The following is a 24,306-nucleotide window of genomic DNA, read 5'->3' as shown; positions in this document are numbered from 1 at the left end:
GAGAAGCTCGACGAACTCGGCATCGACGTCGGCCCCGGCACCGGCGTCTCCGCCGGCGACTCCGCCGCCCCTGCCGACGACTGAGGACGGTCGCGTCGCGGCACCGCCCGCTGTTTTTCTCCTTGTTCCTCAGCCGAGGTCGACCGCCTCGAGGAGCGCGTCCGCGTCGAACCGGACCGGATCGGTCGCCGGCGCGCCCAGCAGCTCGGCGAAGTCCGCGACCGCCTCGCGCGCCTCCGGGGGCGTCGCGACGTTCATCGTGTTGAGCGCCCCCGCGAGCACGGTCGCCTCCGAGACCGGCGCGGCGAGGCGCTCGTACAGGTCGACCTGCGCCGGGACCGGCGGCAGGTCGACGTCGAACCCGTGCGTGAGTTCGCGGCCGGCCGAGTGACAGAGGACGAGTCCGTTCGGTCTCGCGGCGTGAAGCAGCCCGCAGATCTGTCCGGAGGACCCGGGGTGACAGAGGGCTCCCTGTCCCTCGACGACGAGCAGCTCGTGGCGCTCGCTCCGATCGCGGACCAGGCCGTCGACGACGCCATGAGCGCGCCCGGTCGGCACGCGGTCGAGCGTCACCCCTCGACCTTCGAGCAGGGCGCCGACGTGGCTCGTCGGCACGAGCGCCGCGTCGAGCCCGCGTTCCCGGGCCGCGCGAACGAGCTCGAACGCCGTCGAGGACGCCCCCACGTACCGGTCGGTCCCGACCGTGAGCAGCACGGTCGCGTCGACGGCGTCGGCACGGCCAGCGCCGTCCGTCCGGTCCGCCGGCGGAGCCCCCACGTCGACGATCCGACCGTCGCCGTCGGCGGTCAGCCGCGCGAACTCGGGGTCGTCGACGGGGAATCCGGCTCGAGAGACGACCACGTCGCGACCGGCCGCGAGCGCGGCGCGCACGTCTCGTCGCACCGGCTCCGTCAGGTCGGCGGTCGTCCCGTCCCGAGCGAGGTCGATCCCGACGTACAGCGCGTCGACCGGCTCGTCGACGTCGTCGAACCGTCTCACGATCGGGATCTTCGGGAGGGTTCGGACGAGCTGGGAGGCGAGGGGCGACCGTCGGGCCGTGTCGATCACGGCGACGACCTCCGGACGCCCGTACCGGACGAGCGCGATCGCCGCCCGCGCGTCGTCCGGGAACCGCCCGTGGGCGAGCACGGCGATCCGCTCGTGGAGCGGTTCGGTAGTCATCGACAACAGCATCGCGGGCCCGCGGATTAACTGTTTCCCGTCGGCCCGGCGGGGCTCTCTCTCACTCGCCGGACAGCTGCTCGCCGCGTCGGGCCACCTTTGTCGCCGGCAGGCCGGCGCGCTCCGCGTGCTCTCGCACGGCCTCCTCGCTTTCGGCCTGGTAGTGACAGAACGTGCCGACGATCCCGCCGTCCTCGTCGGTCAACACCTCCGAGTCGACCCACCGGATGTCGACGCCCTCCTCGCGGAGCGCGGAGAGCGTCTCGCCCGACGCCTCGGCGGCCGCGTCCAGGTCGTCCTCGGTTATCGGCTCGGGCAGTTCGCGCAGTATCAGGAAGTCGTCTGTGTCGCTCATACGCCATCGGGAACACTGGTCCCCCCGATTGTAATTCTTTCTGCGCCGGCCGACCGACGGCGCCGCGCCGGCGACGCCCGCCGTGTCGGGGAGTTCCCCCCGTGACGTTTAGGTGGGTGGGGTGGTATCACAGACGTATGTCCGAGGACTCCAGCCTCCCGAACATCAAGATCGGCAGCGACGCGGCCAAGGACCCCGACTTCGAGGGGGGCGAGACGGAGGTGTCGACCGTCGAGTACCTCGACTACGAGGTCCTCGAGGCGAACGACTGGGCGATCGACGACGCCGACCTCTTCGAGAAGGCGGCCGACGCCGACCTGGACGAGGCGGAGTACGGCACGATGGAGGTGAGCAGGAACCGCAAGCTCCTGGACGCGGCCGAGGACCACGGGTTCGAGTGGCCGTTCTCCTGTCGCGCCGCGTCGTGTGCGAACTGCGCCGGGATCCTCGTCGACGGCGAGCTCGAGATGGAGATGAACCTCATCATCACCGACGAGGAGGTCGAGGAGCGAGGGATCCGGCTGACCTGTCAGAGCAAGCCCGCGACGGACCACGTCCGGGTGGTCCACAACGCGAAACACCTCGACTACCTGCAGGACCGCGTCATCGGCGAGCGCGAGGTGTGACGGGGCTCCCGGGCGCCCTCGTCGGCCTCCGTTCGGTGGCGTCCCGTCTCACTCGCCGCGGCTCGCGGCCTCCAGGCGCTCGGCCGGGCTCCGGTCGACGACCCCCGCGTCCTGCATCCGTCGGACCTCGGAGAAGTCCACGTCGACGTCCTCCTCGTCGAGCGCCTCGATCACCGCCGTCAACAGCAGCGACATCTCGTCGACCCGCTGCTCGACGCTGTTCAGCTGCTGGAAGTTCCGCTCGGCGAACCCCGTGAGGGAGTCGGAGAGCTCGGAGACGTTCTGTTCGATCCGCTGTGAGTACCGTTCGCCGAGACTGATCCGGGCGAAGTTGTCGAGCTCCTCCAGCTCCGTCTCGAGCTCCGCCAGCTCCCGTTCGATCTCGGCGACGCGCTCGTCGACCAACGCCTCGATCTGGCCCTCGATCGCTCCGCTTGCGCTCGCTCCGTCTCCCGTGTCCCCCGCCGCCTCGCCGCCCCGATCCGGCTCACCGCCGGCCGCTGATTCGTCGTCCGGCTCGATCTCGGCGACGACGGTCGGTTCCTCGGTCTCCTCCGGTTCCGGGTCCGGCGTGTTAGGCAACGTGGCCATGCGGTAGCAATTGACGCAGTGGGGCTTAAATTTTGGTGGCCGCGACGCCGGTCACTCGCCGTCGACGGGCTCCGTCATCCGTTCTGCGCCGCGCTGGAGGATGAACCGTCGCTCCGGCGGCGGGGAGACGTCGAGTTCGACCGTCCGGACCAGCCGGTAGTACTTCCGATTCCCGTCCCAGAAGTGATCGACTATCCCCGCGTTCTCCAGCACGGAGAGGTGGTGTACCGCCGACTTGCCGTTCATACCGACGGCGTCGGCCAGCTCCGTGACGTACATCGACCCGTCCGACAGGTGCTGGATGATCCGGAGCCGTTGAGGATTACCCAGCGCGTCGATCAACGACATCGTGTGCACCTCTTTACAGGGACACAAAAGCGTTTCTTCGCGGAGCGTCTCCCAGGCCCGAGACTCAGGGCTCGGGCACGACGGCGTGACACTCGGTGCACTGCCAGCTGTTCTCGTCGACCTTCCGGTTGTTCTTCCGGGACGTGGCAGTTCCGCCGCGGTACCACTCGACGCCGCACTCCGGACAGGCGGTCGGGATCCGATCCATACCGATCCGATCCCCGCGAGAGATAATCAAGCTTCCCCGGCGCGACGAGAGCGCCGGACCACGGGCCGAGCGTGCCACGCGGTCACAAGAGATAAGATAGCGGACGTGTATCGTGCACGTATGACGGACAACGTGGAGTTCCCGGAGTCCGAGGAGCCCGACAAGCGGACGGTCTCAGACGGGTTCTTCGAGCGAGAGGTGCATCTCTCGGCGACCGAGACGGCGGCGTTCCTCCGATCGGTGGCGGACTCGCTCGACGACGGCGACGAGCTGACGATCAGCGGTGACGACTGGGAGATCCCCTTCGCGTTCGCCGAGCCGATCGAGGTGGAAGTCGAGTTCTCCTCCCGGCGGGAGCGCGAGCTCGAGCTCGAAGTCGAGTTCACCGAGCGCACGGACGGCGGCGGGATCGACGCCGCCTGATCCCCTCGCGGTCGCGGCGCCCCGGCGGGCGACCGCGCCGCGAGGACGCGCGATGTACTGGTTCGGACTCTACCACTGGCGGCGGCGGTTCCGCGCGCTCGGCGGGGGGATCGCCGTCGCGCTCGGCGGCGCCGTCCTGTGGCGGCGGCGCTCCGATCGGCCGGGTCGAGCCCTCGCGGGCGTCGCCGTCGCGCTCGGGACGGGCCGCGTGCTCCACGCCCTCTCGACGCTGGCGTCGCCGCCGCCGTGGCGGCTCGAGCGGTACAAGTACGACGCGCTCGCCCGGGAGCTGCCGCTCGACGGCGCGCGCCGCGTCCTGGACGTCGGCTGCGGGACCGGTCGGTCCCTCGTCGGTCTGGCCCCCTGGCTCCCCCGCTCGGCGACGCTCGTCGGCGTCGACGTCTTCGACGACAGGGTGATCCTGGGGAACGGCCCCCGACTCGCCCGGCGAAACGCTCGACTGGCCGGGATCGCGGCCGAGCCGGTCCGAGGCGACGCCGGCGCCCTCCCGTTCGCGTCGGGCTCGTTCGACGTCGTCACCGCGTGTCGCGTCCTCCACGACCTCCCGGCCGAGCGTCACGACGTCGCGCTCGCGGAGCTCCGTCGGATCTGTGGCGAGGACGGAACGCTCGGGCTCCTCGAACTCCCGATCGCGCCGGACGCGGTCGACGTCTCCCCCGAGCGGTACTGGCAGACCCGGGTCACCGACGCCGGCCTCGCGATCCGAACGATCGAACGCGTCCCGCGGCGAGGCGGCGGCGAGCCGTACGTGGTCCTCGTCGCCACGCCGGCGTGACCCGGCGCCGCCGCTCGGCGGATCGGGTCCGTCTCCGTCGGGGAGTCGTCGAAAAAACCGCCGAAGCCGTGGTTAGGCCTCGAGCGAGAACACGCAGAGCCGGTCGTCGCGGCCGGCGGTGCCGCGGCGGAGCCAGCCGCTTCCGCCGACCTGAATGGCCACGTACTGCTTCTCGGTCTCGGGGTCGTACCAGCTCATGGGGCTGCCGGAGATCGCCGTGTCACCGGTGGAGTACTCCCAGAGGCGGTCGCCGGTCTCGCCGTCCCAGGCGATGACGTCGCCGTTCTGGGTCCCGCTGAACACGACGCCGGTCTCGGTGGTCAGCATTCCGCCCCAGATGTAGGCGTCGCTGTCGATCCAGTCGCGCCAGGCCAGCTGCCCGGTCTCCGGATCGACGGCGCCGACGCAGCTGATGTGGTCGTTGTACCCCTCCGGGGGCTGGTCGATCTCGTCCTCAAGGATGCCGCCCCAGTACTTCTTGCCCTCCTCGTACTCCTCGAAGCGCCACCAGGCCTCCTGGGGCGAGTTGTTCATCTTGAAGTACACGAGGCCGGTCTCCGGGTTGTACGCGGGCGGCTGCCAGTCGTTCCCGCCCATCGCGCCGGGCATGAACGGCATCCGGCGACCCTCGTCGATGTGCGGGATCATCCGGAACATGTTCAGCTGCTGGACGCCCGGTTCGGTCCGGTTGAGGAGCTTCCCGTTATCCGCCTCCACCGTGTACGACCAGGCGGTCTTCCCGATCGAGACGACGACGTCGTCCTCGAAGTCGCGGTGCTCGACCTCGAAGTCGCGGATGAGCACCCGCGGCGCCGCGGAGTCGTAGTCCCACACGTCGTGGGGGGACTCCTGGTGGAACCACTCCCGCTCGCCGGTCTGCATGTCGAGACAGAGCGTTCCCGCGCTGTTCCGGTTCGGTCCCGGTCGGACGGAGCCGTCGAAGTCCGGACCGGGGTTTCCGACCGGCATGTACAGCTTCTCGTTTTCCGTGTCGATCGTCGCCGTCATCCAGTTCGTCGCGCACGACTGCTCGATGCTGTCGCCGACCCACTCCTCGTCGGGCGACGTCCACGTGCGCCACACCTCGTCGCCGGTCTCGGCGTCGAGCGCCATGTGGAAGCCGCGGACGCCGTACTCGCCGCCGGCGCTCCCGGTGAACACCTTGCCGTCGTACACCACCGGCGCCCACGTCGCGGAGTACCCGGACTCGTGGTCGGCCGTGCTCGTGTACCACTCTTCTTCGCCGGTGTAGCGGTTGAGCGCGACGACGCCCGAGTCGAGCGTCGTCATGTACACCTTGTCACCGAGGACCGCCACGCCGCGGTTGTTGTCGTCACAGCAGAGGACGACGTCCGACGGCACCGCGTACGTGTAGCTCCACAGTACGTCGCCCGACCGCGTGTCGATCGCCTTGACGTGGTTCGGCCCGTTCGACTGGTACATCACCGGCGGGTCGCCGGGGATCACGAGCGGCGTGCCCTCCATGCTGGACTCCGCGCCGACGTGGAGCTCGTACTCGAGTTCGAGGTCGCCGACGTTTTCGGGCGTGATCACGTCCGCGGTGGTACAGCGGTGCTGTTCGTAGTTCCCGCCGTACGTGAGCCACGACTCCGGATCGTCTGCCGAGTCGATGATGTCCTGCTCGGTGATGTCCCTGCGCGGGATGCGATCGGTGTCGTGCTGGTGGGTAACGGACTCCTCGGGCGATCCGAGCACTCGATACCCCTGATCGGTCTCGCGTACGACTGTGTCCTGTGCGGCCTTGACTGCTCTGTCTTCCTCTATTGCCATTGTTGAATCCTCCTAGCGTGCCGGACTCGGAGCGCGCATCTCCTCCGTGATCCAGTACACGTCCTTGCAGATCTCTTCTTGATTGACGATCGCGATCGCGGCACCGCCGGTCAGCGCGGCTGCCAGCTGGGAGTCGCTCATCGATCCGTCCTCTGCGATGTCGAGCGCGGCCTGCGAGATCAGATACACGCCGGCGAGCATCGCTTTGATGTCCCAGTAGCCGTCGTCGAGGATCTCCTCGGTGACGAGCACCTCCTTCTGCCAGAGGTGGACGTCCATGGAGTTGATCCACAGCAACACCCCGCCCATCGCGCGCTTGTGGAGCGGCGGGACGTGTTCGACGTCGAACTCCACTTCGCTGGGGATCTCTTTCGTCGGGACCCACCGGGCGAGGCGAGTGTTGTTGTTCACGACGTTCATCACGAGCACGGTCTTTTCCCGCTCGTCGAATCCGAGGTCGCCGAGCTCCTCGCTCAGCGCGTCGAGCTGGATCAGCTCGTGGGCCGTTCGCTCGATGTGTTCCGGCGTGAACCGCGGGAGCCGGTCTTCGACGCTCTCGAAGAATCCGGCCTCGACGAGGTGGTCGTAGAGGCGCCACGCAGGCTGGACGACCTCACGATACAGGACCTCCGGCTCCTCCTCGCCGTCCGGAATTCCCGCGTCACGGACCTCGCGGAGGCGAGCGATCTGCGCTTCGAACGCCGCGAGTTCCGACGCGAGCAGTTCGGCGTCGAGCTCCCCCGACAGGTCGTCGCGGATCGCCTCTCCCATCGACGCGAACTCCGGATCCGTCTCCGTCTCGACTGTTCTCCTGAGCTCCGACAACGTTGGTCTCTCGCCGACATCCGACCGACTGACGCCGAGTGCGTCCGCGAGCCCGTCTCGGCCGTCGATCGTGATCTGTGGTCTCGTCATTGTAGTATCGTGGTGCGGAGACACCCTTGCACCTGCAACAGTGTGTGTCTCGTTGATCCATATAATAATTATTATAATTTTGTGATATGTTCTGCGTCGACGCCACGACCTTCGGCTGATCTGGTCGGATCGACCGTCAGGAGATCCGATCGAGTTTGTCGGCTCGTTTCGGAACGCTGTCGTGTGGGTGCGGCCGCTGACTGTATCGACCCCCGACGGCTGCGCGCCGTGTCGTGCCGCTCGCGCCGACCGCGACGGAGCCGGATGGATTCCGGGAGCCACGTCCTACGCCTCGCGCCCGACGCCGTCGGGACGGATGTAACCACTTCTGTGATCGAGCTGCCCCAGCGTTCGGAAGATCGACCGTGTTATTTCATCATCCATATGTGTACTCGCCTAGAAAATCGAATTTATAATGAAAGATGACATTCTTCGATTGGTACCTGTGACCAATGATCGTGGCAACGGGACAATCGCACCACGGTCCGACAGTCCGTTACACTCATACGCCTGTAATTGTGATCATCTTTCCTCGTATAATCGTATCGGCGCACTGGAATGTGTCTGGTATCTCCCGCTCCGTCTCCTGCTGATCGCGTCTTTTTGACGATGTAGTTACACTACCGTGCTCGGTGTGACGGTGTCGTGTCCCGACGCCACGTTGACAGAATCGGTTAGCTACAGCGGTGGCTATGTCCGTCGTCGGGTCCCTCCGCCTCGACGACACCGGTCCGAGCTCACCCGCTCTCCTCGATCAGGACGACGTCGCCGGTCGCCCCGCAGGCTGGACACTCGAGGACGCCCTTCGTGCTCGTGATGCTGTCCCGTCGATGAAACGTCGCGTCGCACACTCTGCACCGCGCGTTCTTCCGGTCGTTCCGCACCCCGTCGGTCGGATTCCCCTGCACGAGGTCGGAGCCGCACACCGGACACTCGAGCGCGTTCGCACGGTTCGTCTCGGCGCGCGACCGGGGAAACCACGACCCGCAGTCCGCACAGCGCGCGTTGTGACCCGTCATGACGCGTCTTTCGTGCGGATCGCTCTTGAACGTACGGATGCGGGTCTCGACGCGATACGCCGCTCGAACCGCCCGCCGATATCTGCGCCGTCGGGGACGTCGATCCCGTGGTCGACGCGGCGTCCCACGGTTTCATTACGCCCCCCGCCGTCGTCACCGACGAGACACACCATGTCAACGGACCACGACCGAACGCCGGAAGCGACCCTCCGCGTCGCGTCGGCGCGAGGGGACGCGAGCGCCGACGACGGCGGGGTGCGGATCGGACCGGACGCCATGGAATCTCTCGGGCTGAACCCGGGCGACGTCGTCGTGCTGGAGGGTCCCAGGGGATCGGTCGCCGCGCGGGCGTGGCCCGCCGACCCCGAGGACGACGGGGCGGTCCGGGTGACCCACTGGGCGCGACAGTCCCTCGGCGCCGGCGTCGACGACACCGTCACGGCCGGGCCCGCGGTCGCACGCGACGCCGACGGCGCGGTCCTCGCCCTTCCGGACGCCGTCGACGTCGACGACGCGCTCGGGCTCTCCTTCCGGGACGCGCTCGTCGGCCGCGTCCTGTCGCCCGGCCAGGTCGTCCCGGTCGCGCTCGGGCTCGGGTCCGTCCCCGGCGCGCCCGAGCAGACGGTGCCCGTGAAGGTCGTGGAGACGAGCCCGTCCGGACCGGTCGTCGTGCGGGAGGGGACGCGGCTGACGGTGTCCGAGGAGCCCGCGACGGACGTCGAGCTCCCGTCGGCGGTCCCGGAGGGACACGCGACGTACGACGACGTCGGCGGGCTCGACGAAGCCGTGCGCCGACTGCGGGAGACGGTCGAACTGCCGATGCGGAATCCGTCGCTGTTCCGGCGGCTCGGCGCGAACCCGCCGACCGGGGTGTTGTTGCACGGGCCGTCCGGCGCGGGGAAGACGCTGCTCGCGAACGCGGTTGCGAACGAACTGGACGTCGACGTCGTGCGGATCCGCGCCCCGGAGGTGACCTCGGCGCACCGGGGCGAGAGCGAGGAACGCCTCCGTGACGCCTTCTCGCAGGCGGCGGCCGAGGCGCCGTCGCTCCTGATCCTCGACGAACTCGACGCCGTCGCCGGCGATCGAGCTCGCGGCGGAGAGGGGGACGGTCGCCTGGTCGGTCAGCTCCTCTCGCTGCTCGACGGCCTGGACGAGGACGACCCCGTGATGGTGATCGGTACGGCGAACCGGGTCGACGCGATCGACCCGGCGCTCAGACGTCCGGGCCGGTTCGACCGGGAGATCGAGGTCGGCGTCCCCGATCGCGACGGCCGCGAGGAGATCCTCGACATCCACGCGAGGGGCCTCCGCGTGAGCGACGGGGTCGACCTGGGTGCCTACGCCGAGAACACCCACGGATTCGTCGGGGCTGACCTGGAGGCCCTGGTGACGGAGGCCTCGATGAACGCGATCCGCCGCGTGTGGCCCGACCTCGCCGACGACCCCGCGTCGGCGCCCCCGGAGGCCGCCGCGTCGGTCGCGGTCACCGACGAGGACTTCCGGGCGGCCCTGCGGGAGGTCGAACCCTCGGCGCTCCGGGCGGTGAGCGTCGAGGTCCCGGACGTCACCTGGGACGACGTGGGCGGGCTCACGGCCGTGAAAGAGCGGCTCCGCGAGACCGTCCAGTGGCCGCTCGAACACCCCGAGGCGTTCGCGCGCGTCGCGCTCGAACCCGACCGCGGGATCCTCCTGTACGGTCCGCCCGGGACGGGCAAGACGCTGCTCGCGAAGGCGGTCGCCAACGAGAGCGAGTCGAACTTCGTCTCGGTGAAGGGGCCGGAACTGCTGGACAAGTACGTCGGCGAGTCCGAGAAGGGCGTCCGCGAGGTGTTCTCGAAGGCCAGACAGAACGCCCCGACGGTCGTCTTCTTCGACGAGATCGACTCGATCGCGGCCGAGCGGGGCGGCTCGACCGACGCGAGCGTCGGCGAGCGCGTCGTCTCGCAGCTCCTCACCGAGCTCGACGGGCTAGAGGAGATGGAGGACGTCGTCGTCGTCGCCACGACCAACCGGAAGGACCTGATCGACGACGCCCTGTTGCGCGCCGGCCGAATCGAGCGACACCTCCGCGTCCCCCGGCCGGACGCGGCGGCACGGCGGGAGATCTTCGCGGTCCACTGTCGCGATCGGCCCCTGGCCGACGACGTCGACGTCGACGCCCTCGTCGACCGAACCGAGGGATACGTCGGCGCCGACATCGAGGCGGTCTGTCGCGAGGCCGCGGCCGCGGCCGTCCGGGAGTACGTCCGCGACGACGACCGCGCGGTCGACGACATCCGGATCGCCGAAGATCACTTCGAGCGGGCGCTCCGCGAGGTCACGCCGAGCGAGGACGAGGACGCCGCGTCGTCGAGCGGCGAGTCGGACCCCCTCGGTGACCTCCTCGACGCCGTCGGCGGTGACCCGAACCCCCCCGAGGACGCGGCGAAGGGAACGAGCGACGGGTCGGAGTCGCACCGCGGCGACGATTCGGATCGTGACGACGAACCGTCGCCGGACCGCCCGGACGAGGGCAGCTGAGCGCGGTTCCTCGCGATCGGATCGCCGAGACTCCCGTGTCGCGACCCGCCGAGGCCGACGGCTCTCTGTCCACTAATAAAGGATTATTGAAAACCATTATATACAAACGCTCATATACAGACAAACGACATGATCCGAAACAGGCGAGCAGTTCTCGCCACGCTCGGAGCGGCGGCGGTGTCGGGGTGTACCGGTCGCCTCCGCGGCGAGGCCGACGGAGGCGACGGCGGCGGTGAGAACGGAGACGACGATGGCGGCGAGAACGGGGACGACGGCGACAGCGACGGCAGCGACGGCAGCGACGGCGACGACGGCAGCGACGGGGAGTCTCTCGCCGTCGAGAGTCCGACGCTGCTGCTCAACTGGCGCATAAGCGGTCTGCACGCGCCGTACTTCGCCGCCCAGTCGCAGGGGTTCTACGAGGAGGAGGGGTTCGAGTCGGTCACGATCGAGAGCGGCGAGGGGTCCGACTTCGCGGCCCAGCAGGTCGCGCTCGGAAACACCGAGTTCGGCGTCTCCAGTAGCGACCAGATCCTCGGCGTCAACGATGGCGGGCTCTCCGCGCAGGCCGTCGGCATCGTGATGCAGCGGAGCCCGGTCGTCGTCTTCACGTCGCGCGAGCAGTTCGGCGAGGAGCTGACGGACCCGTCACAGCTGGCGGGCGCGACGGTCGGGAGCGGTCCCGGGATGGTCCGCCAGATGATGCGCGGGTACTTCGACGCCACCGACGTCAGCGACGTCGAGTACGTCGACAGCGGCTTCGACACCGTCCAACAGCTCCTCTCCGGGGAGATCGACGCCGCGGGCGGCGTCTTCGGCGACGTCGTCGACGCGCGCCACCAGGACGCCGAGATCGACGTGCTGTCGGTGCACGACGCCGTTCCGTCGTACGGTCACCTGATCACGGTCGGGGAGTCGTTCGCCGAGGAGAACTCCGAGACCGTGGCCGCGTTCCTCCGGGCGACCGCCCGCGGGGCGGTGTGGGCCGATCAGAACCCGGAGGGTGCGATCGACGCGCTCGTCGACGCGCAGGGCGAACTGGAGGAGGTCCGGGAGAACCAGCGCGACAAGTGGGACCTGATGCGCTCCGAGTACGTGCTCTCCGACGCGGTCCGCGAAGAGGGGTGGGGGTGGAGCGAGTCGGAGCCGTGGCAGCAGACCTACGAGACGCTGGACGCCGGGGACTTCTTCGACGAGCCGGTCGATCCCGACGCGGTCTGGACGAACGACCACCTGGACACCGACGACGAGCACGTCGGGGACTTCGCCGACCTCGTCGACCAGTGACCCGCTCCGAGACACCCCCCGCGGCCGGGCGGGTGACGCGGACCGGTCCCGGCAGGGAGGTGCCGTGAGCGATGGCCGAGCCGGAGCCCCAGCGCTCGCGCGAGTCGCGGACGCCCGCGGTCGGTGCGAACTGGAGGCGTCGAGAGGGCTGGACGACGGGCCGCCTCCTCGCGGCGACGAGACGCGCTCGCCCGCCGCTGCTACTGTTCGTCGCGCTCGTCCTCGCCTGGCACGGAGCCGTCGTCGCGTTCGCGGTCCCCGAGATCCTCGTCCCGACGCCCGTCGCGGTGGCGGACGCGCTCGTCGCCGGCGGCGCGACGCTCATCGGCGACGCCGCCGTGACGGGAGCGACCGCGGCCGCGGGCCTGCTGGCCGGCTGTGCCGTCGGTGCCGTTCTGGCGTTCGCCATGACCTACTCTCGGACGGCGGCCCGGATCGCGTTACCGTACGTCGTCGCGCTCCGCATCGCGCCGCTGATCGCGGTCGCCCCGCTCGTCTTCCTCTGGTTCGGCCGGGGGATCCCCGCCCGCGCGGCGCTGGTCGCGACGCTCGCGCTGTTCCCGATGACCGTCGCGACGCTGGACGGGCTCCGGTCGACGCCCGAGCGCTACCTCGCGCTCGCGCGCTCCGTCGACGCGTCGAGGCCGGCCGTCTTCCTCCGGGTGCGCGTCCCGGCGGCCGCACCGAGCGTGTTCGCCGGCCTCAAGCTCGCGGCGACGCTGTCGATCGTCGGCGCCGTGGTCGCCGAGTTCGTCACGCTCCGAGCGGGTATCGGCTACCGGGTGTTCGTCACCGCAGAGCGCCTCCAGACCGCGGAGACGTACGCCGCGCTGGTCACGCTGTCGGCGCTCGGCGTCGCCTTCTACCTCGTCCCCGTCCTCCTCGAGCGCGCGGTCTGGGCCGAGTGAGTCCGACTCGGACCCCTTCGGGGCCCGTCTCGAACCGATCAGGCGTCGGTGGCGCTCGGCTCCCAGCCGACCCGGCGCTGTGTGAGGACGATCAGGCCGTACAGCGAGAGCCCGAGCGCGACGAGCACCGCCAGGGCGGCGAGCATGAGGTCCACCTGAACGTTCTCCGAGGCGAGGAGGATGAGGTACCCGAGCCCGCTGTCGGCGACGATCCACTCGGCGACCACGGCGCCGATGACCGCGAGCGTTACCGACTGCTTGAGCCCGGCGAACAGGTCCGGGACGGCGTACGGCAGTTCGAGCCGCAGGAACGCGTCCAGCGAACCGGCGTCGACCGAGCGGAGCAGGTCCCGCTGTTCGTCCGGAACGCGGTCGAATCCCGCCGCCGTGCTCAACACCATCGGGAAAAACGCGATGAGCCCGATGAAGACGACCGCGGTCGTCGTGCCGGTCCCGACGTATATCAGCAGCAGCGGCGCGATCGCGATCTTCGGGAGCACCCGCACGGTGACCAGGTAGGGGTAGACCGCGCGTCGGAGCCACGGGAGGTGCGCGATCAGTGCGGCGAGGACGAATCCGATCGCGATCCCGACGGTGCCGCCGATGGCGACCTTCTCAGCGGTCGCGACGGCGTTCCGGACGAACAGCCCCGGGTTGCCTGCGATCACCGCGGCGACGGCGTCCGGCGGGGGGAGGAGGTACGAGGGGACGTCGAACGCGGCGACGATCGCCCACCACGCGGCGGTCGCCGCCGCGAGTCCGACGAGCGGGAGGGCCACGTCGGCGGCCGTCACCGAGGACCCAGACCCCCGAACGCGTCCGTTCATTGCTCCGTGAGCGTCCTGCCGACGGTCGACGACCTCGAGCGAGCGTCGTGTAACACGCCGCGGACCGCGGCGACCTGCTCCTGGAACGCGTCGCCGCTGTACACCTCGTCGGTCCGCGGTCGCGGCAGGTCGACGTCGAACGTCTCGACGATCCGGCCGGGATCGCTCTCCATGACGACGCAGCGGTCGGCTAGGAAGACGGCCTCCGGGACGCTGTGGGTGACGAACACCACCGTCTTCCGCTCCGCGCGCCAGAGCTCCCGAATCTCGACGCCCAGCCGCTCCCGCGTTATCTCGTCGAGCTCGCCGAACGGCTCGTCCATGAGAAGGATGTCCGCCCCGAGGTGGACCGCCCGCGCGATCGCGACCCGCTGTTTCATCCCCCCCGAGAGCGCCGCCGGACGGGCGTCCTCGAACCCCTCCAGACCGACCTCGCGGAGGAGCCGCCTCGCTCCCTCCCTGTCGCCCGGCTTTCCGGCCATCTCCCGGAGGAACGCGACGTTGTCGACGGCCGACTTCCACGGCAGCAACGTGTGCTGTTGGAACACGTACCCGAGGTCAGCGTTCGCCCGCGCCGCGTCCGGACTCCGTCCGTTCACGCGGACGCGCCCCGCGGTCGGGTCCTGGAGGCCGCCGACGGTCCGCAAGAGCGTGGTCTTTCCGCAGCCGGACGGCCCGACCACCGTGAGGAACTCCCCGTCCTCGACCGTCAGGTCGACGTCTCGAACCGCCAGTACGTCGTCGAACCGGACGGTCACGCCGTCGAGCTCGATCACCGCGCTTCCCCCAGCAGGTCGCCCTGCTCCAGCGCGGCCGCTAGGCGGTCCCAGGTCGCCGGCGCGTGCCAGCCCCACCCCTCCTCCCGGACGGCGTCGCCCACGCCGATCGACTCGGCCGCGCGTGCGAAGCGCTCTCTCACGGCGCTCGCGGCCTCGTCGGTCTCTTCGGCTACCGACGCGGCCGCCGGGTCGGGGTCGGTCCGCGCGGTCGCCCAGCCCGCCGCCGTCCCCGCGAGGAACCGCCGCCAGGCGTCGGCCGTCTGTTCGAACTCCGCTCCCGACCCCACGAGCGTGAGCCCGTAGATCGGGAAGTGGTCGCCGATCGGGAGGACGTCGACCGTCCAGCCGTCCGCCTCCAGCTCGAGCGGGTCGGCAAACGACCCCGTCGCCACGTCGGCGTCGCCGGCGATAAGCGCGTCGCGCTCCTCGCCGTCGGCGTCGACGAGGTCGATCTCGTCGAGCAGATCGGCCTGCGAGAGGAACAGCCGCGCGAGCAGACACGTCTCGGAGCCAGTCGTCGTGAGGATCCGGCGTCCGCGAAGCTGGTCCGCGCTCTCGAACGGCTCGCGGAACCGATCGCGAAGCGCGTACAGCACGGTCGCGGTCCGCTGGTGGAGCACGGCGAGGGGAACGACCGGGCGGTCCGCGGCCAGCGCTCGGACGACCGATCCGGCCCCCACGAGCCCGATGTCCGCGTCCCCGTCGAGCACGGCCTCGAGCGCCCGGTGCGAGCCGCGGTGGTAGGTGACGGTCACGTCGAGCCCTCGACGCTCGTAGGCTCCCGCGTCGACGGCGGCGTACAGCGGGAGGTGGAGCGCGTTGGGGCGCCAGTTGAGGCCGACGGCGATCTCCCGGGGGTCATCGGGCGTCGATCTGTCCGCCGTTCCGCCCGTCGATCCGCCTCTCGGCCTGCCCGTCGCGTCCCTCTCGTCGGTCGATTTCCGGGCGGTGTCCGCGACCGCGGCCGCCCGTTCGAGGAGCGCGGTCGCGTGGGTGCGGTACACTCGGTCGACGGTCTCGCGGCGGTCGAGCGCGGGGTGCCACGCGTTCGGCGGTCGACCGCCTCCGGACGACTCGACGGTCGTCCGCTCGACGAGGTCTCGCGCCTCGAGCCTCGAGAGGGCGTCGTCGACGGCCTTTCCGTTCAGCCCCGTCCCGATGCGGATCGCCATCGACGTCGCGAGCGACCGCTCGATCCGGTCGTGGTCGCGGCGCAAGAGGAGGTACGCGAGCACCCGTGCCGCGTCTCGGCCGAGCCCCGCCGCGAGCCGGTCGACGAGCGCGCGGTCGTCGTCGTCGAGCACCCAGTGTTCAACCGTGTCCATCGTTCACGTATGCGTCGAACCGAGATAAAAATGCTCGCCTCGACGACGGACGGAGAATCGAGCCGTCGGCGCATTGTCCACAGACCCGCGCGCGTCCGGTCAGCCACCGGTCGGTGCGCGTCCGATCAGCCGCCGATCGGCACGCCGCCGAAGACGAGGATCGCGATCACCCAGTAGACGACGTAGAGCCCGCCGAGGAGGATCCCGTGCCAGCGCTTGAACTCCCCGGTGTAGAGGAAGTACGCCGCCAGCGTCGTGACGAGGATCACCGAGGGGAGGTGGAACGTCAGCACGGACCGGGAGATCGTGAGGTCGCTGAGCAGCATGATGACGCCGACGTTGCCGGTCACCGAGAAGAGGACGCTTCCGATGACGTTCCCCACGCCGATCTCGGGGACGCCCCGTCGAACCGGCTCGATCGTGAGCATGATGTCCTCGAACGTCAGTATCACCGTGAGTACGGTGGCGCCGAAGACGGTCTGTTCGAGCCCGAAGCCCTCCACGACGACCTCGGAGCCGGCCTCCAGCAGCATCGACGCGAACACGATCCCGGCCAGCGCGATGACGGCGAGCACCATCCACGGCCACCCCGACGCGGACCGGCCGCCGACGAGCCGGTCCTCCGGGATCTCCGAGAGCGACTGCGGCGCGGCGACCCCGCCGTCGGCCCGGAGCGACTCGCCGAGTTCGGTGTTGCGAAACACCGGCGTGTCGCGCTGGCGCTCGCGGACGATGATGTAGCCGAACGTCAGGACGAACGTCCCGAGAAGCAAGAGCCCGTGGATGGCCGTCAGGGTTCCCGCGAACACGAACGGGATGAGCAGCAGCGGTCCCAGCGCGAAGAGCACGATGTAGTCGGTCGGGAGGTCAACCGGGAACGGTCTGATGATTCCGGCGAGCGCGAGGGTGACGCCCACGATGGCCAGCCCGGTGCCGAGCGCCGTCCCCAGCGCGGCCCCCTCGAGGTCGCCCGCGGACAACGCGAGCGCGAGGATCGTGTCGTCGAACTCGATCCCCGTGAAGAGGATCGCGAGCGTGAACAGCGAGACCCGCAGCCCCAGCGCCGCCCGGGTAAGGTAGCTTATCAGCTTCTCGGCGCAGGCGGTCAGGAGGACGGCGCCGACGACGAGCACGAGCACGGCGCCGGCCAGTCCGAGACTCTCGACGAATCCCTCGATCTGTCCCTCGATGCCCCCTTCACCTGACTCCGCGCCTCCGCCGCCCTCCTGCGCGGCCACGGGAGCGACCGTGAACGATACCAGCACCACGACGACGAACAACGCGGCGACCAGTCGAGCGACCTTCATGGCCGTCGACACGTCAACCACCGTTATTAACGTACGGAGCTGTGTATCGAGTTCCGTTGAACTCCTGTACACGCACGTTCGCACCGGCTGTGTGCACCTGTGTATTGTCTAAGCATCATAAACAATAGTATCATATATTTCTGATGTATTTGGAATCAGTTGCCGCGATCGGACTCTCTGACGCCCCGTCACACGGAGTCGCACCGACAGCGACGGACGGGCAACGACGTGCCGTCCCGGTCGACCGTCTCCGGTCTCGCTCGCGGGCTCCGTCGTCGGTGTCCGTCGATCGGCGTCGAGTGGGTACCGTCGTCCTTTCGGGTGTCGACAGAGGCGGTTCGACCGATTCATTTCGCACGACTGCAATCGGATCCGCTCGCTCGGATCGAGATCCCCATTCGGCCCACCCGTCGCGTCGGCGGTCGATCGACCGCGAGAGCGACGCTGGTGAGATCGGCGGTCGAGACGTCCTAACACACATAATTATTCTCGTATAATTACAGCAAATACACAACCATATGATACATTGGCCAGCGCCCGGCGGGACCGACTCACAGCGGTCGAGCACCTCGTGCATGAACTCCGCCGTCGAACTGTCCGACTCGCTCGCGGCTCGCGCCGTCCGCGCAAACACCCCACAATTCTTATTACTCGTCTTTGGTGAGGTAGGCGCATGGACAGGCCGAAAACGAGCTCGGTGCGGGCGACGGGGACCTCGATGCGGATACTGACGGCCATCGCCGACCGCGAGGAGGCGGTCTCGATTGCGGAACTGGTCGACCGCCTGGAGTTGGCCAAGAGCACGGTGTACAAACACCTGATCACGCTCGAGGAGCACGGGATCGTAGTCAAGAACGGAGGCGGCTACCGGCTCGGTCTCCGGTGTCTGGAGTTCGGCGGGATCGCCCGACAGTACGACGGGGTCTACGACGTCGCGAAGCCGGAGGTGCGGAAGCTGGCGGCGGAGACCGGCGAACTGGCGAACCTGCTCTTCGAGGAGCAGGGGCTCGGCATCTACGTGTACACCGCCCGCGGCGAGCGGGCGATCGACTTCGACGTCCACGCGGGACGGCGCGTCTACCTCCACACGACGGCGCTCGGCAAGGCGCTTCTCGCGAGCCTCTCGGACGACCGCGTCGACGAGATCATCGACCGGCACGGGCTACCGGCGGAGACGGACGAGACGATCACGACTCGGTCGGCCCTGTTCGAAGAGCTCGACCGGATTCGCGAGGAGGGGTTCGCGTACAACGAAGAGGAGCGGCTGGGCGGGATCGGGTGCGTCGGAACGCCGCTGGAGACCGGCGAGCGTCGGAACGCGGCGATCAGTATCATGACGCCGATCAGTCGTTTACAGCCCGAGGACGAGCGCCGCGCGTACACGGAGAGCCTCCACCAGACGGCGAACGTTATCGAGGTCAACCTCGCCCACGGCCGACCGTGAGTCCGCACGAATCACAATTACAATCGTAGTAATGTAATGAGCTGGCCGGACGTGCTCGACTGCGACCGGCGTGATGGTTCGTCGGTCGAACGAGCTCGAATCCAGTTCGCATATACGAAACGAAATTGCTCGCTCGGACGAGACGTACCCGCGTCGCGACCGGCTCTCACCGAGCAGATCTGCCGGATACTGACATCCGACCGGTACTACCGCTCGAAACGGACGCTCCAGACGGGTTTTCACGCGATTTCCGAACGTTCCAACGGCGTCGCCCCCGCGCCACGCCCGCGACCGACGGCCCGACGTTCGCAATTACGAAACGCATTGGGTTCGTTCGAGGACGGCTACGCGACGCGGTTCCGGAGCGGGTCGGCCGCCTGGTACCGCTCGACGTTCTCCGTCACGAGCTCGGCGATGTCGAGGTGGTAGCGGTTGGTGGCAGACCCCTTGTGCGGCGAGATGATCACGTCCTCGAAGTCCCAGAGCGGCGAGTCGTCTGGAAGCGGCTCCGTCTCGAACACGTCCAGGCCCGCGCCGGCGATCGCGTCGGTTTCGAGCGCCCGGACGAGCGCGGCTTCGTCGACCAGCGGACCGCGAGCGACGTTTATCAGGTACGCGTCCTCGCGCATCGCCTCGAACTCCGGTTCGCCGATCAGTCCCTCGGTCTCCGGGGTGTGCGGGAGCGCGAGCGCGACGAAGCGCGCGTCGCCGATGGCGTCGCGGAGGTTCGACGGATCGAAGATCTCGGACACGCCAGGAACCGGCTCGTCGGACCGCCGTATCCCGACCACGTCCATCCCGAGCGCGTCGGCGCGCTCGGCGATCCCGCGGCCGATCGTCCCGAGGCCGACGACGCAGATCCGCTCGTTCTCCACGGTGAACGGCCGATCGTACTCCGGCGTGTACCAGTTCCGCTCGTTCTGGTTGTCGCGGTACACGTGGTGGAGTCGCGCGAACGACACCATGTACCCGATCGCGACTTCGCTGACGGTGGTGTCGTGGATACCGGTGCTGTTCGTGAGCGGGACGCCGGCCGACTCGTACGCCGCCGTGTCGAACTCGTCGTAGCCGGCGCGGATGCAGTGGACCCAGCCCGCGTCGAGGAACTCCGGCCGCGGGACGTACGTGGCCACGGCATCGGTCTCGTCGTACGTTTCTCCGTCGCCGACCAGGTCGACCGGGACGTCGAGGTCGTCGAACGCCTCGACGAACGCCTCGGGCGGAATGACGTTCTCGACGGATTCGTGGACGTACAAGTGATCGAGTCGTGCTCGCTCGGACATGCTCGGACCGTCGTCGCAGTGGATTATCAGTCCTTCGGGAGCCGGCAAAAGACGGCGCCCGCGATCCGACCGGCCGGTCGAATCGCGCCTCGCGACGAGCACGAGAGCCACCGTTCGACCACTACAGATACCTTTATCTCCCCCGCCGATCAGACTCGATAGTATCCGCACGAGTCAACTAGCGATGAATGTAACAGAAGCAATTGCGCACGCGCTGAAAGCAGAGGGTGTAGAGTACGTCTTCGGGTTCCCGAGCAACCCGCTGTTCGACACGGGCGCCGCCGAGGACGCCGGCCTCCGAACGATCATCACCCGCCAGGAGCGCACGGCGGTCCACATGGCGGACGCGATCGGTCGGCTCACGTCGGGCGACGAGGTCGTCGCGTTCGCCTGCCAGCACGGCCCGGGAACGGAGAACTCCATCGGCGCCGTCGCGCAGGCGTACGGCGAGTCCGCGCCGCTGGTGGCGATCCCGGCGGGCTACGACCGCGCGAAGACCGACGTCGATCCGAAGTTCAACTCGCTCATCGCCTACCAGAGCGTGAGCAAGACCTGCGAGCAGCTCACGGACCCCGACGCGGTCGGGGAGACGTTCCGCCGCGCGTTCACCGCGGCGCGCAACGGCCGTCCCCGTCCCGCCGTCGTCGAGGTTCCGAAGGACGTCTTCTGGGAGGACGCGCCCGAGGACTTCGAGTACACCCCGTCGAGCGCCAACCGCGCCGGCGTGGACCCCGACGCCGTCCCAGCGGTCGCGGACGCGCTCGTCGACGCGGAGAACCCGGTCATCTTCGCGGGGCAGGGCGTTCACTACGCCAAGGCCTGGGACGAGCTGAAGGAGCTCGCCGAGACCCTCGAAGCGCCCGTCGCGACGAGCCTGAACGCGAAGAGCGCGTTCCCCGAGAGCCACCCGCTCTCGCTGGGCGCCGGCAGCAAGAGCGAGCCCGGACAGCTCGCCCACTTCCTCCGCGAGTGCGACGTCCTCTTCGGCGTCGGCTGCAGCTTCACGGAGACCGCGTACGGGATCACGGTGCCGGAGGGGAAGACCGTCATCCACTCGACGCTCGACCCCACCGACATCGACAAGGACGTCGACTCGGAGCTGGCGCTCGTGGGCGACGCGCAGATCGTCCTCGACGCGGTCGTCGACGCCGTGGACGAGCGCGTGGACGACGACCGCGGTCGGTTCGACGACGTCGCCGACGAGATAGCGTCGGTCAAGTCCGACTGGCTCGCCGAGTGGGAGCCGAAGCTCACCTCCGACGAGACCCCGATCAACCCCTACCGGGTGATCCACGAGATCACGAACGTCGTCGACCCCGAGGAGACGATCATCACGGCCGACGCCGGGAACCCGCGGGACTTCCTTGCGCCGTTCTACGAGACCGACGAACCCCTCTCGTACATCGGCTGGGGGAAGACGACGCAGCTCGGCTACGGGCTCGGACTCGCGCTCGGCGCGAAGGTCCGCTTCCCCGAGAAGCTCTGTATCAACATCATGGGCGACGGCGCCATCGGGATGACCGGGCTCGACTTCGAGACGGCGGCCCGCGAGGACGCCCCGATCCTCACGATCCACCTGAACAACTACGAGATGGCGTCGTACGACACGCCGTTCAGCGGTGACTTCGCCGACGTCGGCGAGGCGCTCGGCGGCTACGGGGAGCGCGTCGAGGACCCCGACGAGGTCGCGCCCGCGCTCGAGCGCGCCATCGAGAAGACCGAGGAGGGGACGCCGGCGCTCCTGGAGTTCATCACCTCCAAGGAGACCGAACTCTCCCGTCCCGACCTCGACTGAGATCGGGCGACCTCCGACGCCGACCCGCCTGCTCGCGGCGACCGCCGTCGACGCGCCCTCTCGTCCAGACCCGTTCAGACGCCCGAGCCGCTCCGAGCCCGCACCTCTCCCGAGCTCGTGCTCGTCCGATCCCGTACACTCGTATTTTCGCCTGTTCGGCCGACGAAGGGACGCTCCGACGCGCGACGGTGCGCGCCGACGTCAGCCCGACCCGCGATCCCGGCGAGGGCGGGGGCTTCCCCATAAATATATATGCGGCTCGGACGATCTGCCGCCATGACGCTCGAAGACGATTCCTTGGAGTACCACCGGTCCGATCCCCCCGGAAAGATCGAGATTGCGACGACGAAACCGACGAACACTCAGCGCGACCTCTCGCTCGCGTACTCGCCCGGCGTGGCCGGGCCGTGTCGCGAGATCGCCGAGGACCCCGAGAAGGCGTACGACTACACGGCGAAGGGGAACCTGGTGGGGGTCGTCTCGAACGGGTCGGCGGTGCTGGGACTCGGGGACATCGGCGCGACGGCGTCAAAGCCCGTCATGGAGGGGAAGGGAGTGCTGTTCAAGCGGTTCGCCGACATCGACGTCTTCGACATCGAACTCGACATCTCGGACACCGACCCGTTCTGTGAGGCGGTCGCCGCGATGGAGCCGACGTTCGGCGGGATCAACCTCGAGGACATCAAGGCCCCCGAGTGCTTCGAGATCGAGGAGCGCCTTCAGGAGAAGATGGACATTCCCGTGTTCCACGACGACCAGCACGGCACCGCCATCATCAACGGGTCCGGACTGATCAACGCCGCCGAAATCGTCGGGAAGGACCTCGGCGACCTGGAGATCGTCTTCTCGGGCGCGGGCGCGTCGGCGCTGGCGACCGCTCGCTTCTACGTCTCGCTCGGCGTCGACCCCGACAACATCGTGCTGTGCGACTCGACAGGGATCGTCACCGAGGCGCGCGCGGAGTCGGGAGACATCAACGAGTACAAACGGGAGTTCGCGCGGGACGTCGAGGGCGGCGACCTCGCCGACGCGATGGAGGGCGCGGACGTGCTCGTCGGCCTCTCGGCCGGCGGGATCGTCTCACCGGAGATGGTGCGGTCGATGAACGACGATCCGATCATCTTCGCGATGGCGAACCCGACCCCGGAGATCGGCTACGAGGAGGGGAAGAACGCCCGCGACGACACGGTGATCATGGCGACAGGTCGGTCGGACTACCCCAACCAGGTGAACAATGTGCTCGGCTTCCCGTTCATCTTCCGCGGCGCGCTCGACGTGCGGGCCTCGGAGATCAACGAGGAGATGAAGGTCGCCTGCGCGGAGGCGCTGGCGGAGCTGGCGCGCAAGGACGTCCCCGACGCGGTGTTGAAGGCGTACGGAGACGAGCCGCTCCAGTTCGGCCCGGAGTACATCCTCCCGAAGCCCGTGGACCCGCGCGTCCTGTTCGAGGTCGCGCCGGCGGTCGCGGAGGCGGCCATGGAGTCCGGCGCGGCGCGCGAGGAGATCGACCTCGAGACGTACCGCAACGACCTGGAGGCCCGCGTCGGGAAGTCCCGCGAGATGATGCGGATCATGGTCAACAAGGCCAAACAGGACCCCAAGCGCGTCGCGCTCGCCGAGGGGGAAGACGAGAAGATGATCCGCGCGGCCTACCAGCTCTCGGAGCAGGGCATCGCGGAGCCCGTGCTGCTCGGCGACGCCGACGCGATCTCGGCGACGGTCGACGAACTCGGTCTCGACTTCGAGGCGAGCGTCGTCGATCCGACGACCGGGGAGTACGAGGCGTACGCCGACCGCTTACACGAGCTCCGCAAGCGAAAGGGCGTCACGCGCAACGAGGCCGGCGACCTGATCCGAAGCAACACCGACTACCTCGGGAGCGTGATGGTCGATCAGGGCGACGCCGACGCCCTGCTGACGGGGCTGACGCACCACTACCCCTCGGCGCTCCGGCCGCCGCTGCAGGTCGTCGGGACCGCGGACGACGCCGAGTACGTCTCCGGCGTCTACATGCTGACGATCGGAAACCGGGTGGTGTTCTTCGCGGACGTCACCGTCAACCGGGAGTCGGACGCGGACGTCCTCGCGGAAACGACGCGGCACACCGCGGAACTGGCGCGTCAGTTCAACGTCGAGCCGCGCGCGGCGCTGCTGTCGTACTCCAACTTCGGGAGCGTCGAGGCCGAGGCGACGCGGGCGCCGCGTGAGGCGGCCGCGAAGCTCCGCGACGACCCGACCATCGACTTCCCGGTCGACGGGGAGATGCAGGCCGACACGGCGCTCGTCGAGGAGATGCTCACCGACACGTACGGGTTCTCGGACCTGGACGAGCCCGCCAACGTGCTCGTGTTCCCCAACCTGGAGTCTGGGAACATCGGGTACAAGCTGCTCCAGCGACTCGGCGACGCGGACGCCATCGGCCCGATGCTCGTCGGCATGGACGAGCCGGTCCACGTGCTCCAGCGGGGCGACGAGGTGAAGGACATCGTCAACCTCGCGAGCGTCGCCGTCGTCGACGCCCAGCAGCGCGAGTAGCCGCGCGTGAGCCCGTCGCGTTGAGGGCGGGGCAGCGCG

The 24,306-nt window shown here is 68.8% G+C and carries 22 protein-coding genes; 9 read left to right on the top strand and 13 right to left on the bottom strand.

The window, feature by feature from the left end; translation table 11 throughout:
* Nucleotides 1-129: 129 nt before the first annotated feature.
* Together U4E84_RS01245 and U4E84_RS01240 are read right to left on the bottom strand one after the other, a co-directional pair.
* Complete coding sequence (locus U4E84_RS01245; protein WP_322530274.1) at nt 130-1,182, bottom strand: DUF1611 domain-containing protein; 1,053 nt, start codon at nt 1,180-1,182, stop codon at nt 130-132.
* A 61-nt stretch (nt 1,183-1,243) separates the two neighbouring features.
* Complete coding sequence (locus U4E84_RS01240; protein ID WP_322530273.1) at nt 1,244-1,537, bottom strand: DUF4242 domain-containing protein; 294 nt, start codon at nt 1,535-1,537, stop codon at nt 1,244-1,246.
* A 221-nt stretch (nt 1,538-1,758) separates the two neighbouring features.
* Here U4E84_RS01240 and fer point away from each other — a divergent pair, with 221 nt between their 5' ends.
* A complete protein-coding gene (gene fer, locus U4E84_RS01235; protein ID WP_322530277.1) occupies nt 1,759-2,163 on the top strand; it encodes a ferredoxin Fer in 405 nt (134 codons plus the stop codon).
* Between the two features lie 48 nt (nt 2,164-2,211).
* Here the strand turns inward: fer and U4E84_RS01230 are convergent, their stop codons facing one another.
* The 3 genes from U4E84_RS01230 to U4E84_RS01220 all read right to left on the bottom strand — a co-directional run bounded on the left by U4E84_RS01230 (nt 2,212) and on the right by U4E84_RS01220 (nt 3,310).
* Nucleotides 2,212-2,754, bottom strand: a complete 543-nt coding sequence (locus U4E84_RS01230; RefSeq protein WP_322530272.1) for a hypothetical protein — start codon at nt 2,752-2,754, stop codon at nt 2,212-2,214.
* Between the two features lie 51 nt (nt 2,755-2,805).
* The gene (locus tag U4E84_RS01225) at nt 2,806-3,102 is read right to left on the bottom strand and encodes a winged helix-turn-helix domain-containing protein (RefSeq protein ID WP_322530271.1); all 297 of its coding nucleotides are present in this window, start codon (nt 3,100-3,102) and stop codon (nt 2,806-2,808) included.
* Between the two features lie 64 nt (nt 3,103-3,166).
* On the bottom strand, nt 3,167-3,310 hold the full coding sequence (locus U4E84_RS01220; RefSeq protein WP_322530270.1) for a hypothetical protein: 144 nt from the start codon (nt 3,308-3,310) through the stop codon (nt 3,167-3,169).
* A 120-nt stretch (nt 3,311-3,430) separates the two neighbouring features.
* On the opposite strand from U4E84_RS01220, the gene U4E84_RS01215 reads away from it, so the two are divergent.
* Entirely contained in the window at nt 3,431-3,733 is a 303-nt protein-coding gene (locus U4E84_RS01215) for an amphi-Trp domain-containing protein (RefSeq protein ID WP_322530269.1), read from the top strand.
* A 52-nt stretch (nt 3,734-3,785) separates the two neighbouring features.
* Nucleotides 3,786-4,529 carry a class I SAM-dependent methyltransferase gene (locus tag U4E84_RS01210; RefSeq protein WP_322530268.1) on the top strand — a complete coding sequence of 248 codons (744 nt, stop codon included), beginning with the start codon at nt 3,786-3,788 and terminating at the stop codon, nt 4,527-4,529.
* Nucleotides 4,530-4,601: 72 nt separating this feature from the next.
* On the opposite strand, the gene U4E84_RS01205 is transcribed toward U4E84_RS01210, so the two are convergent.
* The 3 genes from U4E84_RS01205 to U4E84_RS01195 all read right to left on the bottom strand — a co-directional run bounded on the left by U4E84_RS01205 (nt 4,602) and on the right by U4E84_RS01195 (nt 8,254).
* A complete protein-coding gene (locus U4E84_RS01205; protein WP_322530267.1) occupies nt 4,602-6,320 on the bottom strand; it encodes a PQQ-binding-like beta-propeller repeat protein in 1,719 nt (572 codons plus the stop codon).
* Nucleotides 6,321-6,332: 12 nt separating this feature from the next.
* On the bottom strand, nt 6,333-7,235 hold the full coding sequence (locus U4E84_RS01200; protein WP_322530266.1) for a hypothetical protein: 903 nt from the start codon (nt 7,233-7,235) through the stop codon (nt 6,333-6,335).
* Between the two features lie 737 nt (nt 7,236-7,972).
* Complete coding sequence (locus U4E84_RS01195; protein ID WP_322530265.1) at nt 7,973-8,254, bottom strand: hypothetical protein; 282 nt, start codon at nt 8,252-8,254, stop codon at nt 7,973-7,975.
* Nucleotides 8,255-8,425: 171 nt separating this feature from the next.
* On the opposite strand from U4E84_RS01195, the gene U4E84_RS01190 reads away from it, so the two are divergent.
* From U4E84_RS01190 to U4E84_RS01180, 3 genes are all read left to right on the top strand, one after another.
* Nucleotides 8,426-10,777 (top strand): AAA family ATPase, encoded by a 2,352-nt coding sequence (locus U4E84_RS01190; protein WP_322530264.1) that lies wholly within the window; start codon nt 8,426-8,428, stop codon nt 10,775-10,777.
* Between the two features lie 129 nt (nt 10,778-10,906).
* Entirely contained in the window at nt 10,907-12,064 is a 1,158-nt protein-coding gene (locus tag U4E84_RS01185; RefSeq protein ID WP_322530263.1) for an ABC transporter substrate-binding protein, read from the top strand.
* Between the two features lie 71 nt (nt 12,065-12,135).
* Nucleotides 12,136-12,972, top strand: coding sequence for an ABC transporter permease (locus tag U4E84_RS01180; RefSeq protein ID WP_322530262.1), 837 nt, complete (start codon nt 12,136-12,138; stop codon nt 12,970-12,972).
* A 38-nt stretch (nt 12,973-13,010) separates the two neighbouring features.
* On the opposite strand, the gene U4E84_RS01175 is transcribed toward U4E84_RS01180, so the two are convergent.
* The 4 genes from U4E84_RS01175 to U4E84_RS01160 all read right to left on the bottom strand — a co-directional run bounded on the left by U4E84_RS01175 (nt 13,011) and on the right by U4E84_RS01160 (nt 17,210).
* The gene (locus tag U4E84_RS01175; RefSeq protein ID WP_322530261.1) at nt 13,011-13,799 is read right to left on the bottom strand and encodes an ABC transporter permease; all 789 of its coding nucleotides are present in this window, start codon (nt 13,797-13,799) and stop codon (nt 13,011-13,013) included.
* Nucleotides 13,796-14,575 carry an ABC transporter ATP-binding protein gene (locus U4E84_RS01170; protein ID WP_322530260.1) on the bottom strand — a complete coding sequence of 260 codons (780 nt, stop codon included), beginning with the start codon at nt 14,573-14,575 and terminating at the stop codon, nt 13,796-13,798. The genes U4E84_RS01175 and U4E84_RS01170 overlap by 4 nt, the downstream gene beginning before the upstream one ends.
* The gene (locus tag U4E84_RS01165) at nt 14,572-15,903 is read right to left on the bottom strand and encodes an ABC transporter substrate-binding protein (protein ID WP_322530259.1); all 1,332 of its coding nucleotides are present in this window, start codon (nt 15,901-15,903) and stop codon (nt 14,572-14,574) included. The genes U4E84_RS01170 and U4E84_RS01165 overlap by 4 nt, the downstream gene beginning before the upstream one ends.
* Before the next feature lie 125 nt (nt 15,904-16,028).
* Nucleotides 16,029-17,210 (bottom strand): sodium:proton exchanger, encoded by a 1,182-nt coding sequence (locus U4E84_RS01160; RefSeq protein ID WP_322530258.1) that lies wholly within the window; start codon nt 17,208-17,210, stop codon nt 16,029-16,031.
* A 673-nt stretch (nt 17,211-17,883) separates the two neighbouring features.
* Here U4E84_RS01160 and U4E84_RS01155 point away from each other — a divergent pair.
* Entirely contained in the window at nt 17,884-18,654 is a 771-nt protein-coding gene (locus U4E84_RS01155) for an IclR family transcriptional regulator (protein ID WP_322530257.1), read from the top strand.
* 344 nt (nt 18,655-18,998) lie between these two features.
* On the opposite strand, the gene ddh is transcribed toward U4E84_RS01155, so the two are convergent.
* Nucleotides 18,999-19,937, bottom strand: coding sequence for a D-2-hydroxyacid dehydrogenase (ddh, locus tag U4E84_RS01150; RefSeq protein ID WP_322530256.1), 939 nt, complete (start codon nt 19,935-19,937; stop codon nt 18,999-19,001).
* Here ddh and U4E84_RS01145 point away from each other — a divergent pair.
* Complete coding sequence (locus tag U4E84_RS01145) at nt 19,936-21,732, top strand: thiamine pyrophosphate-requiring protein (protein WP_322530255.1); 1,797 nt, start codon at nt 19,936-19,938, stop codon at nt 21,730-21,732. The two genes, ddh and U4E84_RS01145, sit on opposite strands and share 2 nt — an antisense overlap.
* 276 nt (nt 21,733-22,008) lie before the next feature.
* The gene (locus tag U4E84_RS01140) at nt 22,009-24,267 is read left to right on the top strand and encodes an NADP-dependent malic enzyme (RefSeq protein WP_322530254.1); all 2,259 of its coding nucleotides are present in this window, start codon (nt 22,009-22,011) and stop codon (nt 24,265-24,267) included.
* The last annotated feature ends 39 nt before the right edge of the window (nt 24,268-24,306 follow it).

The sequence above is a fragment of the Halorubrum sp. AD140 genome (assembly GCF_034497445.1).
Classification (GTDB): domain Archaea; phylum Halobacteriota; class Halobacteria; order Halobacteriales; family Haloferacaceae; genus Halorubrum.
The sequence above is the reverse complement of the archived record's forward strand: the minus strand, read 5'-3'. Positions and strand labels throughout refer to the sequence as shown.

Excerpts from the sequence above, each read along its gene's own strand:
- U4E84_RS01230 (WP_322530272.1), bottom strand. The coding sequence starts at position 2,754 with ATGGCCACGTTGCCTAACACGCCGGACCCGGAACCGGAGGAGACCGAG.
- U4E84_RS01200 (WP_322530266.1), bottom strand. The coding sequence starts at position 7,235 with ATGACGAGACCACAGATCACGATCGACGGCCGAGACGGGCTCGCGGAC.
- U4E84_RS01205 (WP_322530267.1), bottom strand. The coding sequence starts at position 6,320 with ATGGCAATAGAGGAAGACAGAGCAGTCAAGGCCGCACAGGACACAGTC.
- ddh (WP_322530256.1), bottom strand. The coding sequence starts at position 19,937 with ATGTCCGAGCGAGCACGACTCGATCACTTGTACGTCCACGAATCCGTC.
- U4E84_RS01225 (WP_322530271.1), bottom strand. The coding sequence starts at position 3,102 with ATGTCGTTGATCGACGCGCTGGGTAATCCTCAACGGCTCCGGATCATC.
- U4E84_RS01155 (WP_322530257.1), top strand. The coding sequence starts at position 17,884 with ATGGACAGGCCGAAAACGAGCTCGGTGCGGGCGACGGGGACCTCGATG.
- U4E84_RS01240 (WP_322530273.1), bottom strand. The coding sequence starts at position 1,537 with ATGAGCGACACAGACGACTTCCTGATACTGCGCGAACTGCCCGAGCCG.
- U4E84_RS01185 (WP_322530263.1), top strand. The coding sequence starts at position 10,907 with ATGATCCGAAACAGGCGAGCAGTTCTCGCCACGCTCGGAGCGGCGGCG.
- U4E84_RS01245 (WP_322530274.1), bottom strand. The coding sequence starts at position 1,182 with ATGACTACCGAACCGCTCCACGAGCGGATCGCCGTGCTCGCCCACGGG.
- U4E84_RS01210 (WP_322530268.1), top strand. The coding sequence starts at position 3,786 with ATGTACTGGTTCGGACTCTACCACTGGCGGCGGCGGTTCCGCGCGCTC.
- U4E84_RS01175 (WP_322530261.1), bottom strand. The coding sequence starts at position 13,799 with ATGAACGGACGCGTTCGGGGGTCTGGGTCCTCGGTGACGGCCGCCGAC.
- U4E84_RS01140 (WP_322530254.1), top strand. The coding sequence starts at position 22,009 with ATGACGCTCGAAGACGATTCCTTGGAGTACCACCGGTCCGATCCCCCC.
- U4E84_RS01190 (WP_322530264.1), top strand. The coding sequence starts at position 8,426 with ATGTCAACGGACCACGACCGAACGCCGGAAGCGACCCTCCGCGTCGCG.
- U4E84_RS01165 (WP_322530259.1), bottom strand. The coding sequence starts at position 15,903 with ATGGACACGGTTGAACACTGGGTGCTCGACGACGACGACCGCGCGCTC.
- U4E84_RS01195 (WP_322530265.1), bottom strand. The coding sequence starts at position 8,254 with ATGACGGGTCACAACGCGCGCTGTGCGGACTGCGGGTCGTGGTTTCCC.
- U4E84_RS01220 (WP_322530270.1), bottom strand. The coding sequence starts at position 3,310 with ATGGATCGGATCCCGACCGCCTGTCCGGAGTGCGGCGTCGAGTGGTAC.
- U4E84_RS01145 (WP_322530255.1), top strand. The coding sequence starts at position 19,936 with ATGCTCGGACCGTCGTCGCAGTGGATTATCAGTCCTTCGGGAGCCGGC.
- U4E84_RS01215 (WP_322530269.1), top strand. The coding sequence starts at position 3,431 with ATGACGGACAACGTGGAGTTCCCGGAGTCCGAGGAGCCCGACAAGCGG.
- U4E84_RS01180 (WP_322530262.1), top strand. The coding sequence starts at position 12,136 with ATGGCCGAGCCGGAGCCCCAGCGCTCGCGCGAGTCGCGGACGCCCGCG.
- U4E84_RS01160 (WP_322530258.1), bottom strand. The coding sequence starts at position 17,210 with ATGAAGGTCGCTCGACTGGTCGCCGCGTTGTTCGTCGTCGTGGTGCTG.